Genomic DNA, 13,415 nt, shown 5'->3' with positions numbered 1-13,415 from the left:
GATTGAGGTACCAGATGAACACTTTAGCATTAAGTGATGAAATACTTTTAACAATTGATAAACCGGCCCGTTATATCGGAAACGAGCTGAACATGGTAAAGAAGAATCCGAAGGATGTTGACATCCGTTTTGCAATGTGCTTTCCGGATGTCTATGAAATCGGAATGTCTCACCTGGGCATTCAGATTTTATATGATATGTTTAATAAACGGGATGATGTATACTGCGAACGGGTTTATTCTCCGTGGCCGGATTTACACAAGATTATGAAAGAAAAAAATATTCCTTTATTTGCACTGGAAAGTCAGGAGCCGATTAAGGATTTTGATTTCCTTGGTATTACCATCCAGTATGAGATGTGCTATACCAATATTTTACAGATTCTTGATTTATCCCAGATTGCCATGCTGTCTTCTGAGCGAAAAGAAGATGACCCGATTGTAATCGGTGGCGGTCCTTGCAGCTATAATCCGGAGCCGATTGCAGATTTCTTTGATTTGTTCTATATCGGAGAAGGCGAAATTTCTTATACGGAATTATTTACGCTGTATAAGCAGTGCAGGAAAGAAAAGGCCAGCAGAAAGGAATTCTTACGCCGTGCAGCGTCTATTCCTGGAATCTATGTGCCTTCCATGTATGAGGTGGCTTATAAAGAAGATGGAACGATTGCATCCTTTACACCAAAATATGAGGATGTGCCGGCAACGGTAAAGAAACAGATTCAGATGGATATGTCCCATTCTGTTTACCCGGAGAAACCGGTTGTTCCTTTTATTAAAGCAACCCAGGATCGTGTGGTATTAGAGATTCAGCGTGGTTGTATCCGCGGCTGCCGTTTCTGTCAGGCAGGAATGATTTACCGTCCGGTCCGTGAAAAAGATGTAGAAGTCTTAAAACATTATGCTTATGAAATGTTAAAGAATACCGGACATGAAGAGATTTCTTTAAGTTCTTTAAGTTCCAGTGATTATTCGCAACTGGAAGAACTGGTTAATTTTCTGATTGATAACTTTAAGGATAAAGGCGTAAATATTTCTCTGCCATCTCTTCGTATCGATGCATTTTCCTTAGACGTTATGGGAAAAGTGCAGGATATCAGAAAGAGCAGCCTTACCTTTGCTCCGGAAGCCGGTTCCCAGCGTCTTCGTAATGTTATTAATAAAGGACTGACGGAAGAGGTGATTTTAAATGGTGCCGGAATGGCGTTTGAAGGCGGCTGGAATAAAGTAAAGCTTTATTTCATGCTAGGACTTCCGACCGAGACGGAAGATGATATGCGTGCCATAGCAGAACTTGCCAATAAAATTGCAGTCCGTTATTATGAGATTCCAAAGGAAGAGCGGAATGGAAAATGTCAGATTACTATCAGTACCTCTTTCTTTGTACCAAAGCCATTTACTCCATTCCAGTGGGCGAGAATGTATGATAAGGACAGCTATCTTGGCAGAGCCAAGGTGGTAAATGATGCTGTAAAAGAACAGTTAAACCGCAAGAGCATCAAGTATAACTGGCATGAAGCAGATGTTACGGTATTAGAGGGTATTCTTGCAAGAGGAGACCGCCGGATTGCCCCTGCCTTGCTTAAAGTTTATGAAAAAGGTGGCATCTTTGATGCCTGGACGGAATTTTTTGATAATAACCGCTGGGTAGAGGCTTTTGCGGAATGTGGCATCGATACCGATTTCTATACCATGCGGGAACGTCCTCTGGATGAAATTTTCCCATGGGATTTTATTGATGATGGCGTTTCGAAAAAGTTCTTAATCCGCGAATGGGAACGTGCCAGAAAAGAAGAAGTAACTCCAAACTGCCGGATGCAGTGTCAGGGCTGTGGAGCTGCTCAGTTTAAGGGAGGTGTCTGCTTTGAAAATAAGAATTAAATTTCGAAAATATGGTGTAATGAAATTTATCGGACACCTTGATATGATGCGCTATTTCCAGAAAGCAATGCGTCGTGCTGAGATTGATATTGCATATTCTGAGGGATTTTCTCCGCATCAGATTATGTCTTTTGCGGCACCGCTGGGAGTTGGAATCACCAGTGATGGAGAATATCTTGATATTGAAGTACATTCTACCAGAAGTTCAATTGAATCCGTTAAGGCTTTAAATGATACCATGGTGGAAGGTGTTGAAATCGTATCTTACCGGATGCTGCCAGAGCATGCAAAAACAGCGATGTCCATTGTTGCAGCAGCAGACTATAACGTATTTTATAAGGATAAAGGAAATTGTCCATTCACTTTGGATGAATTGAAAGGTAAAGTAAAAGCATTTTATGAAGATGCTCCGGAGATTCTGGTTACGAAAAAGACGAAAAAAAGCGAAAAAGTCATGGACTTAAAGCAGCTGGTATATGATTTTCAGGTTGAGGAAGCAGATGGCTGTCCATTCTTTTATCTTAAAGTATCTACAGGAAGCGTAGATAATGTAAAACCAGAGCTTTTGTTAGAAGCCTTTTACCGGTATCTGGAACTTCCTTATAACGAAATGCAGTTTCAGATTCATCGTGTGGACGTATATGCCCGAAAAGAAGACGGCACTCTGATTGCATTGGATGAAATGGGAGATGACATTCTTGAATAAATTTATCATTACAAGGCAGCATTATGTAGGCGACTCCTATTTTACGGCACTGTTAGATGAAAAGGACAAGTTTAGGGAAATTGCATTTCATCCGTTATCCGAAGAAAATCAGGTTGTACCGGGAATAATTTGTATTGCCAGGGTAAAAAAGATTGCCGCGAACTTAGATGCCGCTTTTGTGGACATTGCAAAGGGAGTAACCTGTTATCTGGAAACAGCACATATAAAAGATGCCTGGTTTTCGAAGCAGTGCAGAAGCGGAAAGCTGACCGAAGGGGATGAACTTGTGGTGCAGATTACCAAAGAGGCGATCAAGACCAAGTATCCCATTGCAGATACCAAGCTTTCCCTTACCGGAAAATATTTTGTCCTGACAAATGAAAACCGTTCCCTTGCCATTTCATCTAAATTAAGTGCGGATGAAAAAGAAAGGTTAAGCAGTCAGGTACAGCTTTTCGAACAGATGCGGCTTTTTGAAAAAGAAGCAGTTACCGATACAAAGCAGAATGCCGGACAGGAAGAAAAAAGAAAGCCGCATAGTCTTATCGTAAGAACCAATGCGGCAGGAGCTTCTTCGGAAGAATTGGAAACAGAATACCGGAAACTTTTATCTGACTATCAGAAGTTAGCTGCAACTTTTCATTTCCGTACCTGTTACAGCATTCTGATGCTGCCAAAGAAATTTTATGAAAATGCCATTAATCACCTTTACCAGGAAGAGCTTGGTGAAATTATTACGGATGATAAGAATATCTATGAAGAGCTTCAACAGCTTTATGCCGGAAATCCTGATATTTTATCTAAGATACGGTTCTATGAAAATGATGCCATTTCATTAGGAACCCTTTATTCCTTTGAAACGCAGATACAGCGTGCAATATCGGAACGGGTCTGGATGAAGTCCGGTGCTTATCTTATCATTCAGCCAACGGAAGCTCTGACAGTTATTGATGTAAACAGTGGAAAGAATACTTCCGGAAAAAATGCAGAAGAATATTATTATAAGATTAATTTAGAAGCTGCTGCAGAGATTTCAAGACAGCTCCGGCTTCGTAATATTTCAGGAATTGTCATTGTGGATTTCATCAATATGGCAAAAGAAGAGCAAAGAAAAGAGCTGATGCACCAGTTCCGGTTATCCTTAAAAGAAGACCCGGTTCCGGTACGGCTTGTGGATATTACAAAGCTTGGCTTAGTGGAGCTGACCCGGAAGAAGGAGCGTAAGACCCTTTTGGAGCAGGTTGCCCAGCTAAGATGATAGCAGCTGCAAAAGCCACATCAAGGTATCTATCAAGATATGCAAAGAAATATCTGAATACAATACCCGGAAAGTACCTGAAAAATAATGATACCTGAAAAATAATTAAAATTATAGCGTGAAATAGTTGACGAATCGTAATTCGTGTGCTATGATACAACAGTATGCCGCACAGTGAGGTATAAGTCTATCGTAAGGATAGCACCACAACTGGCGAGTAATGATAATAGGAGGTGCCATATGTACGCAATTATAGCAACAGGTGGTAAACAGTACAAAGTATCTGAAGGCGATATCATTACCATTGAAAAGCTTGGTGTTGAGGCTGGTGAGAAAGTAACTTTCGATCAGGTTTTAGCAGTATCTGACAACGGATTAAAAGTTGGTGCAGACGCAGCTAATGCAACTGTAGAAGCTTCTGTAGTAAAAGAAGGCAGAGCTAAGAAAGTTATCGTTTACAAGTATAAGAGAAAAACCGGCTATCACAAGAAGAACGGTCATAGACAGGCGTTCACACAGGTGAAAATCGAAAAAATTAATGCGTAATCGATAGGAAATTGTTATGACAAAGATAACGATTTTTCGAAACCAGAAACAAGAGTATCTTGCTTTTTCCTGTGTCGGACATGCTGAATATGCAGATGCCGGAGAGGATATTGTATGTGCAGGAATTTCGGTTCTTGTGATTAATACAATCAATGCCCTTGGAATGTTCACAAAAGAACAGTTCAAGACCAATCAGGACGAAGAGACCGGATTGATTTCCGTATCTTTTGAGCAGCCGGCAGGACATGATGCAAAGTTACTTTTGGACACAATGGTTTTAGGCTTACAGGGAATACAAAACAATTATGGAAATGATTACATCATTTTAAACTTCAAGGAGGTGTAGAACATGTTGAATATGAACCTTCAGTTTTTTGCTCATAAAAAGGGAGTTGGTTCTACTAAGAACGGTAGAGATTCTGAATCCAAGAGATTAGGTGCAAAAAGAGCAGATGGACAGTTCGTTAAGGCTGGTAACATTTTATACAGACAGCGTGGAACAAAGATTCATCCAGGCGTTAACGTTGGTATCGGCGGAGATGATACTTTATTCGCATTAACAGACGGTGTTCTTAGATTTGAAAGAAAAGGCAGAGATAAGAAACAGGCTTCTGTTTATCCAGTAGCAACAAACGAATAAGATGCATGATAGACCCGACACGAAAGCGCCGGGTCTATTTTCACTTATAGGAAACTATATTTTAACTTGAAGTAATTTAGAAACAATTAAAGTATCATTTGATTACAGTAACTGATATTTAATCACAATCAATAATGAGGTAGAAAATTATGTTTGCCGACAGTGCAAAAATTATTATAAAATCAGGAAAAGGCGGTAACGGTCATGTGAGCTTCCGCCGTGAAAAATATGTTCCGGATGGCGGTCCGGACGGTGGCGATGGTGGAAAAGGTGGCGATATCATCTTTGAAGTAGATGACAGCATGAATACATTAAATGATTTCCGTCATAAACACAAATGGGCTGCAGAAAACGGAGAAGAAGGAAAAAAACGAAACTGCCACGGAAAAAAGGGTGAAGACCTTGTCATCCATGTTCCTGCCGGAACCATTATCCGTGATGCAGCTACCGATAAGGTAATTGCAGATATGTCCGGTGAGAATAAAAGACAGATTATTTTAACCGGTGGAAAGGGTGGACTTGGCAATCAGCATTTTGCGACCTCTTCCATGCAGGCACCGAAATATGCACAGCCGGGGCAGGAAGCATTGGAACTTGAAGTTCGACTGGAACTTAAAGTAATTGCTGACGTTGGTTTAGTCGGCTTCCCAAATGTGGGAAAATCAACTTTATTATCCAGTTCCACCAATGCAACACCAAAGATTGCAAATTATCATTTTACAACTTTAAATCCGATTCTTGGTGTCGTTGATTTAGGCGAAGGTGCCGGATTTGTCATGGCTGATATTCCGGGGCTGATTGAAGGGGCATCCGAAGGAATCGGTCTTGGACATGAATTCTTAAAGCATATAGAGCGAACCAAGGTTATTATTCATGTTGTGGATGCTGCCGGAACAGAAGGCAGAGATCCGATTGCAGATATTCATGCCATCAATCAGGAGCTGGAATCCTTTAACCCTGAATTGTTAAAGAAACCTCAGGTTATTGCAGCCAATAAAATTGATGCTATTTATGAAGGCAATAATGAAATTATTGAGAAATTAAAAGAAACCTTTGAGCCATCCGGCATTAAAGTATTTCCAATTTCTGCGGTCAGCCGTCAGGGTGTCCGTGAGTTAATGTTTTATGTGAAGAGTCTTTTAGATGAAATGGACGATACTCCGGTCATCTATGAACAGGAATTCTTCCCGGATTCCAGAGCATTAGAGGGTGAACCTTATACCATTGAGGTTGATCCGGAAGATGGTGCTTATGTTGTAGAAGGTCCTAAAATTGATAAAATGCTGGGTTACACCAATATTGATTCAGAGAAAGGTTTCCTTTTCTTCCAGAAATTCTTAAAAGAACAGGGTATCTTAAAGGAATTAGAGGCAAAGGGTATTCAGGAAGGTGATACAGTCCGTATGTATGGACTTGAATTCGATTATTATAAGGAGTAAATCATTATGGAATTAACGAGTAAGCAGCGTTCCCATTTAAGAGGAATGGCAAGTACGATAAATCCAATTTTCCAGATTGGAAAGGCATCTCTTACACCGGAAATTATTTCTGCAATAGATGATGCTATTGAAAAACGGGAATTAATCAAGATTTCTGTATTAAAAAACTGTGCAGATGATCCTCGCGAATTAGGCGAAATAATTGCAGAGCGTACGCATGCACAGGTGGTTGCGGTAACTGGTAAAAAAATCGTTCTTTACCGTAAATCAAAGAAACATCCAAAGATTGAATTGTTATAAACGAAAGCTTTTATACCTTGGAAGGGTGGTAGAAGATTGAAAAAAGTGCGTATTGGAATTATTGGCGGAACCTTTGATCCGATTCATATCGGGCATCTGATTATTGCACAGAATGCGGTAACACAATATCATTTAGACCAGATTCTTTTTATTCCAACGGGACATTCGCCTCATAAGGATGATAAAGAGATTGAACAGTCTGCCCACCGGCTGGAAATGATTCGCCTGTCTATTAAAAATAATCCGGATTTTTATTTTTCAGCCATGGAGATTAATGCAGCCCGTACCAGTTATACGTATCTGACGCTGCAGGAGCTTCATCGGACCTATCCGGACTGGGAACTCTATTTCATTATGGGAGCAGATTCCCTTGATTATCTGGATAAATGGATGGAACCGGCAGAAATTTGCCGCCTTGCAACGCTTTTAGTTGCTATCAGAGACGATTTGGATATGAACCGGATAAAGAATAAGGCTGCAGAGTTAAAGCGGCTCTATGCGGCAGATATAAGGCCGATTATCACACCAAATGTTTCCGTTTCTTCTCATAATATCCGGGAGCGGGTAGCAAAAGGGGAACCGATACGTTACCTTGTCACACCGGAAGTGGAAGAATATATTGCCCATCAGTGTTTATATCAGGAGGATGAAGGTCAGACACCAATGAACGAAAGATTAAATAAGATAAAAAAAACATTAAAAAAGGAATTGGATAAAGACCGTTATGAGCATACTTTAGGGGTCATGTATACTTCAGCCTGTCTTGCCATGGCAAATGGTTATGATATGGAAAAGGCTCAGCTTGCAGGTCTGCTTCACGATTGTGCCAAATGTATTCCAAACGAAAAGAAATTAAAAATCTGTGCGAAGAATAACATTCCTGTCACGCAGGTGGAAAAGGATAATCCTTTTTTACTTCATGCTAAAGTCGGTGCATTTCTTGCCAGAGTATTATATGAAGTAGAGGACGAAGAGATTCTTCATGCAATTTCTGTTCATACCACCGGGGCACCGGCAATGAATACACTGGATAAAATCGTATTTATTGCTGATTATATCGAACCAAAACGGGATAAAGCAGCAAACCTAAAAGAAATCAGAAAAACAGCCTTTGAAGATTTAGATGAAGCACTGAAAATGATTTTAAGTGATACCATTCATTATCTCAACGGCAGTAAAAATGATAAAAATATCGATCCAATGACAATTGAAACATATCATTACTATACAGGAGGTTCTCATGAATAAACAGTCGAAAGAAATGGCGAAGCTTGCATATCAGGCTTTATCAGAAAAGAAGGCAGAAGATATCCGTATTATTGATATCAGTGAAATATCTGTTATCGCAGATTATTTTATTATTGCCAGTGGAAGTAATGCCAACCAGTTACAGGCTATGCAGGACAGCGTAGATGAACAGTTATATAAAGCCGGTTATCATGCAAAACAGATTGAAGGAAATCAGCGTTCCAGCTGGATTCTGATGGACTACAGTGATATTATCGTTCATATCTTCTCAAAAGAAGATCGTCTCTTCTACGATTTAGAGCGCATCTGGAGAGATGGAAAAGATATTGACCCGGAAGAACTTTAAGAAATATATAGTTAAGAAGTATATTATGAAAAGGTATATATAAAAAGTTATATAATAAGATGTGCATATCAGGAAGGCACTATCGTACAAACACAGTCTGTATGGTAGCGCCTTCTTTCTAAAATATACTTACATAATAAGCCTGAAATTATTGCTAAGCCAGGAAACGGAATACGCCGAATACCTTTCCAAGAATAGAACATTCTTTCACAATAATTGGATCCATGGAATCATTTTCGGGCTGCAGACGATAATAACCATCCTCCTTATAAAAGGTCTTAACCGTTGCAGAATCATCTACAAGAGCAACCACAATATCACCATTAGATGCAGTAGACTGACGCTTTACAAGAACATTATCCCCATCGAAAATACCTGCATTAATCATACTTTCTCCCTTAACTCGAAGCATAAAGCTTTCTGCATTTGGCATAAACTCTGCCGGAATAGGAAAATAGCTGGTAATATTTTCTACTGCAAGAATCGGCTGTCCTGCAGCAACACTTCCTACCATAGGAACATTAACAACCTCACGTCTGGTTAAATTAAAGCTGTCATCAATGATCTCAATTGCTCTTGGCTTCGTAGGGTCACGTCTGATATATCCATTCTTCTCAAGAGTTTCCAGATGAGAATGAACCGAAGAAGTTGATTTCAGATTAACTGCTTCACAAATTTCACGAACAGCAGGTGGGTATCCTTTATTTAAAATTTCCTGTTTAATATATTCAAGAATTTCCTTTTGTTTTGAACTGATTTTTCCGTATGCCATCTCATTACCTCCTTTTTATATTCTAAGTCTAACATATGTTCACAGAAAAAGCAAACACATATTCCGAAAATTTGTTCGCTTTTCTTCTTGACAAACGAATGTTCCCTATATATAATGCATATATAAACAAATGTTCGCAACAGACGTTCGAAAGGAGACGAAACAATGAATCGTGATAATAGAGTATATGGATACAACGAATATAAAGAATACTACGGAAGGGGAAATAGAATGGACAACAGGTGCAGAAATATGGATGGAACTCAGTATACATCGAATCGTACGATGGCAATTCGTGCAAACGGAGGAAGAAACAAAGCATATGTGTGCCAGATTCAAAGATATCTTATTATTTCTTTTCTGGCAGTGCTTTTAACCATCCTTGGTGTTATTTTAGGAAGCAACCTGCTTGCTTCTTCACAGAGCAAAGCTTCCAATGAGGTAAATACCTATAAATATTATACCAGCATTGAAGTACAGAAAGGGGATACTCTCTGGACGATTGCAGAGCAATATGCAGATGATGATGCCGATTATGCCTCTTATATCGAAGAAGTAAAAGAGATGAACCAGTTGACCAGTGATACCATCCATGCGGGAGAGTACCTTACTGTTTCTTATTCTTCCAGTGAATTTAAATAGGATTTCAGATATGACAGAACACAGAACGTTTTTAGATAAATTAGATACCTTTCTGGATAAATAAGATATACAAGAAGAGATTTTGTTTTAATGTTATTTTAAATATTATTTTAATTTTATATTGACTTTTCATAGTAACCATATTAATATAGTAGGAAATTAGAAAAAGTATTATTTTCAACTACATATATCAAATTACATTATTTTAGACAAATGGAGGTTTACTATGAAAGAAATATTATGCTTTGGTGATTCAAATACTTACGGTTTAATTCCTGGCACAAAAGAGAGATATGGACGTGATACCAGATGGACAGGTCTTTTAGAACAACATTTATATGAAAAAGGTTATCGTATTATAGAAGAAGGTTTATGCGGTAGAACCACCGTCTTTGAAGATGAGCTAAGAGAGGGACGGAAGGGGGCTGCCTTACTTCCGACACTGTTAGAAAGCCACGCTCCAATTGACCGGGTTGTTCTTATGTTAGGAACGAATGACTGCAAAAGCTTATATAATGCATCAGCAGAAGTAATTGGACTTGGAATAGAACAATTATTAAAACAGATCCGGAAAATTGATTCAGATACCCGTATTTTGTTAATTTCTCCAATCCAATTAGGTGAAGGAGTTTGGGAGCCGGAGTTTGATCCTGAATTTAATCAAAAATCTGTTGAAGTATCTAAAAAATTAAAATCCGTTTATCAAAGAATTGCCCTAAAATACAACTGCGATTTTCTTGCTGCATCTGATATTGCAGCACCAAGCAGTGCTGATAGAGAACATTTAAATGAAGAGGGACATCAGAAGCTGGCAGAAGCAGTCCTTAAAGTGATTGCAGCATAATATGCTAAGAAATTTAAAATAAAAATTTATCAGAAAAGAAAGAATAGTTGTCGAATTTTCGGAATGTGGTATAATAGTTATGTATTATTTTACGCATAGTACAAGATTAAAATATCAAGGAGTTAGAAAATGTTACGTTTTATATATGTTATTCTAATGAATCTTTTTCGGGCCCCATATATTATACCGAAAATGAGAAAGTGGGCAGATCATCCGGAAAAATATTCGGAAGAAGAACGATATAAACTGGTTCGTCATGTCATTTATTTAATGAAGCGTTCCGGTAAAATCAAGACTGTAGCCTATGGCGAAGAAAATCTTCCAAAAGAAGGTGGATATGTTATGTATCCGAATCATCAGGGTAAATATGATGCTCTTGGTATCATAAGCACTCATAAGGAACCTTGTTCCCTTGTTATGGACGAAGCCAAATCCCATACCATTCTGGTAAGTGAATTTGTTGACTTACTTCAGGGTAAGCGTTTAATAAAAGATAATGTCCGTCAGGCTTTGAAAATTATTACCGAAGTTTCAGAAGATGTAAAGAACGGAAAGAAATACATTCTTTTTCCGGAAGGTGGTTACGAATTCAATAACCGTAATCGTGTCTGTGATTTTAAAGCGGGTAGTTTTAAATCTGCAATAAAAGCACATGTACCAATTGTACCAATTGCGCTGATTGATTCCTACAAAGTCTTTAACAGTTTTTATCTGTGGCCAATTACTACACAGGTTCATTATTTGGAGCCGATTTATTACGAAGAGTATAAAGATATGAAATCCAAAGAAATTGCCGAATTAGTAAAACAGCGGATTCAGGATAAGATATCAAGTATTTTATAAGATTCCTTTTATTATTTTATATTAAAACAGTTTCCCTTCTGGTGATTATAAATATATTTTTACTTTTATAATACCGGAAGGGAAACTGTTTTTCTTATAAAATATTAATTATAATATAATGATAAGAATGCTTATTTTTATTCATCCCGCAAATGAATATATTTTGGAGCAGTTCTTCGACGTTCATCCTCTAAGGCCGCATAATGCTTTTTCGTGGTATTTACATCTTTATGGCCTAAGACATCAGCCACCAGATAAATATCGCCTGTTTCGCGATATAGTGACGTTCCATAGGTACTTCTTAATTTATGCGGTGTAATATTCTTCATGGTAGTAATTAATTTTGAGTATTTTTTTACCAGATTTTCTACTGCCCGGACACCGATTCGTTTCTTCTGCATGGAAAGGAAGAGGGCATGGGTGCTTCCTTCCACAGCTTCAATGGTATTTCTTTCTTCCAGATAATTCAAAAGAGCAGTGCGAACCTCATCACCGAAGTATACAACGACTTCTGCACCACCTTTTCGATGTACTTTGATTCCGTTGTTACGAAAGTCTACATCTGTGATATCAAGTCCCACACATTCAGAAACACGGATTCCTGTTCCTAAAAGCAATGTCATAATTGCAAGGTCACGACATTTGGTCTGTTCATGAAACTTTTGCTGGCGTTCGGTTAATTTTTCACCAGATTCAACTTCATCTAACAGCATAGCAACTTCATCTACATCAAGTCTCGTTATGGTTTTTTCGTGTTTTTTTGGCATCCGGACAAGCTGTGCAGGATTTTTTGTTATCATTTCTTTACAGAAATAGTAATTATAAAAGCTTCGTAAGCTTGCCAGTTTACGTGAAATGCCTCTTTCATCATTGGTATGCGCAACACCATCTTTTTCATAAACCCTTAAATAATCAAGATATTCCTCAATATCCATAGGCGAAATCTGGTCTAACAAATCGATAGTGAATTCATTTACCGGCTTTTTCGCACAAATGGGATTATTCTGATGTATAAAATCAAAAAATATACCTAAATCATATGCATAAGCCAATAGGGTCCGGGACGAAACAGACGCCTTCATTCCGATAAAAAACTCTCGGCAGAAGGGGGGCAGCTCCTTCTGAAGTTCACGTAACTTTAATTCATTTTTTGTATTTACTGATTCATAATATGCCTTTTCATTCATTGGATAATTGCCTCCAGTCTGGAATATTCCCATTTATAATTGCTGTAAATAAACGGTTCTTTACACCAGGATGATCTTTATTAAGCTGTTGTAATAAATCCTTGGCATACTGACGCTTTGTTTTTCCATCAAATGTACATGGATTTTTAACAACAGGAAGATTGTAATGATTTTTAAAACCAATTACATCGACTTCTGGAACATACATCAGTGGCCGGATAACATCGAGATTGCTACGGTCGAGATGTGTAACCGGTGGAAATGCATAAAATCTTCCTTCAAACATAAGAGAAAGCAGCATCGTTTCTATGATATCATCTTTATGATGAGCATAAGCAACCTTGTTGCAGCCAAGCTCAATGACAGCATGATTCAATGCTCCTTTACGAAGCTTTGCACAAAGAGAGCAGGGGCTATTCTTTTTGTTCTGCTCTTTTATAATTGCCCCAATCTGTGTTGGAATAATATGATATGGCACATCCAGCTTCTGACACAATGCTTTGATTTCTGTTAAATCAAAATCCGGATATCCTAAATCAACTGTTATGGCAGTAAGAGAGTAGTGCACCGGATAAAATCTGCGTAGACCAGCCAGGGCATATAGCAGCGTAAGACTGTCTTTTCCTCCGGAAATACCAACCGCAATAGAATCATTTTCCTTAATCATCTGAAAATCATCCATCGCCTTTCTGGTATAACTATATAATTTTTGAAGTTTCATGAATAGCCTCCAAGTTTTGTGTTTTACGAATACATTATACATG

Annotated in this window: 16 protein-coding genes and 1 pseudogene; 14 read left to right on the top strand and 3 right to left on the bottom strand. The window is 38.4% G+C overall.

What is annotated here, in order from left to right:
* The first annotated feature begins 14 nt into the window (after window positions 1-14).
* The 11 genes and pseudogenes from DXB43_RS04935 to rsfS all read left to right on the top strand — a co-directional run bounded on the left by DXB43_RS04935 (window position 15) and on the right by rsfS (window position 8,363).
* The gene (locus DXB43_RS04935; protein ID WP_117946963.1) at window positions 15-1,880 is read left to right on the top strand and encodes a TIGR03960 family B12-binding radical SAM protein; all 1,866 of its coding nucleotides are present in this window, start codon (window positions 15-17) and stop codon (window positions 1,878-1,880) included.
* The gene (locus DXB43_RS04930; protein WP_117698623.1) at window positions 1,864-2,586 is read left to right on the top strand and encodes a TIGR03936 family radical SAM-associated protein; all 723 of its coding nucleotides are present in this window, start codon (window positions 1,864-1,866) and stop codon (window positions 2,584-2,586) included. Before DXB43_RS04935 ends, DXB43_RS04930 begins: the two co-directional genes overlap by 17 nt.
* Entirely contained in the window at window positions 2,579-3,844 is a 1,266-nt protein-coding gene (locus tag DXB43_RS04925) for a ribonuclease E/G (RefSeq protein ID WP_158565936.1), read from the top strand. Before DXB43_RS04930 ends, DXB43_RS04925 begins: the two co-directional genes overlap by 8 nt.
* Window positions 3,845-4,084: 240 nt before the next feature.
* Window positions 4,085-4,390 (top strand): 50S ribosomal protein L21, encoded by a 306-nt coding sequence (gene rplU / locus DXB43_RS04920; protein ID WP_022243838.1) that lies wholly within the window; start codon window positions 4,085-4,087, stop codon window positions 4,388-4,390.
* A gap of 16 nt (window positions 4,391-4,406) precedes the next feature.
* A complete protein-coding gene (locus DXB43_RS04915; RefSeq protein WP_022243837.1) occupies window positions 4,407-4,736 on the top strand; it encodes a ribosomal-processing cysteine protease Prp in 330 nt (109 codons plus the stop codon).
* A gap of 3 nt (window positions 4,737-4,739) precedes the next feature.
* Window positions 4,740-5,030 carry a 50S ribosomal protein L27 gene (gene rpmA / locus DXB43_RS04910; RefSeq protein ID WP_022243836.1) on the top strand — a complete coding sequence of 97 codons (291 nt, stop codon included), beginning with the start codon at window positions 4,740-4,742 and terminating at the stop codon, window positions 5,028-5,030.
* Window positions 5,031-5,179: 149 nt separating this feature from the next.
* Window positions 5,180-6,469 (top strand): GTPase ObgE, encoded by a 1,290-nt coding sequence (obgE, locus tag DXB43_RS04905; RefSeq protein ID WP_117841065.1) that lies wholly within the window; start codon window positions 5,180-5,182, stop codon window positions 6,467-6,469.
* Window positions 6,470-6,475: 6 nt separating this feature from the next.
* Entirely contained in the window at window positions 6,476-6,769 is a 294-nt protein-coding gene (gene yhbY, locus DXB43_RS04900; protein ID WP_117946962.1) for a ribosome assembly RNA-binding protein YhbY, read from the top strand.
* A gap of 45 nt (window positions 6,770-6,814) precedes the next feature.
* Window positions 6,815-7,402 (top strand): annotated as a pseudogene (gene nadD, locus DXB43_RS15760) (nicotinate-nucleotide adenylyltransferase); the annotation flags it as partial.
* A gap of 30 nt (window positions 7,403-7,432) precedes the next feature.
* Complete coding sequence (yqeK, locus tag DXB43_RS15755) at window positions 7,433-8,017, top strand: bis(5'-nucleosyl)-tetraphosphatase (symmetrical) YqeK (RefSeq protein ID WP_242997800.1); 585 nt, start codon at window positions 7,433-7,435, stop codon at window positions 8,015-8,017.
* Window positions 8,010-8,363 (top strand): ribosome silencing factor, encoded by a 354-nt coding sequence (gene rsfS, locus DXB43_RS04890; protein WP_022243832.1) that lies wholly within the window; start codon window positions 8,010-8,012, stop codon window positions 8,361-8,363. The genes yqeK and rsfS overlap by 8 nt, the downstream gene beginning before the upstream one ends.
* Before the next feature lie 154 nt (window positions 8,364-8,517).
* On the opposite strand, the gene lexA is transcribed toward rsfS, so the two are convergent.
* The gene (gene lexA, locus DXB43_RS04885; protein ID WP_022243831.1) at window positions 8,518-9,135 is read right to left on the bottom strand and encodes a transcriptional repressor LexA; all 618 of its coding nucleotides are present in this window, start codon (window positions 9,133-9,135) and stop codon (window positions 8,518-8,520) included.
* A gap of 165 nt (window positions 9,136-9,300) precedes the next feature.
* On the opposite strand from lexA, the gene yneA reads away from it, so the two are divergent.
* The 3 genes from yneA (at window position 9,301) to DXB43_RS04870 (ending at window position 11,464) form a co-directional block, all read left to right on the top strand.
* Window positions 9,301-9,777, top strand: a complete 477-nt coding sequence (yneA, locus tag DXB43_RS04880; protein ID WP_117946961.1) for a cell division suppressor protein YneA — start codon at window positions 9,301-9,303, stop codon at window positions 9,775-9,777.
* Between the two features lie 226 nt (window positions 9,778-10,003).
* Window positions 10,004-10,621, top strand: coding sequence for an SGNH/GDSL hydrolase family protein (locus tag DXB43_RS04875; RefSeq protein ID WP_022243829.1), 618 nt, complete (start codon window positions 10,004-10,006; stop codon window positions 10,619-10,621).
* 129 nt (window positions 10,622-10,750) lie between these two features.
* Window positions 10,751-11,464 (top strand): lysophospholipid acyltransferase family protein, encoded by a 714-nt coding sequence (locus DXB43_RS04870; protein WP_022243828.1) that lies wholly within the window; start codon window positions 10,751-10,753, stop codon window positions 11,462-11,464.
* A gap of 137 nt (window positions 11,465-11,601) precedes the next feature.
* Here DXB43_RS04870 and DXB43_RS04865 read toward each other — a convergent pair whose 3' ends face one another.
* Together DXB43_RS04865 and DXB43_RS04860 are read right to left on the bottom strand one after the other, a co-directional pair.
* A complete protein-coding gene (locus tag DXB43_RS04865) occupies window positions 11,602-12,651 on the bottom strand; it encodes a tyrosine-type recombinase/integrase (protein ID WP_117946960.1) in 1,050 nt (349 codons plus the stop codon).
* On the bottom strand, window positions 12,644-13,372 hold the full coding sequence (locus DXB43_RS04860; RefSeq protein WP_117841059.1) for a tRNA lysidine(34) synthetase: 729 nt from the start codon (window positions 13,370-13,372) through the stop codon (window positions 12,644-12,646). Before DXB43_RS04860 ends, DXB43_RS04865 begins: the two co-directional genes overlap by 8 nt.
* Window positions 13,373-13,415: the final 43 nt, after the last annotated feature.

This window comes from Roseburia sp. OM04-10BH, from assembly GCF_003462605.1.
In the GTDB taxonomy this organism is placed as follows: Bacteria; Bacillota; Clostridia; order Lachnospirales; family Lachnospiraceae; genus Roseburia_C; species Roseburia_C amylophila.
Note: the sequence above shows the minus strand (reverse complement) of the source record. Positions and strands in the feature narration are given on the sequence as shown.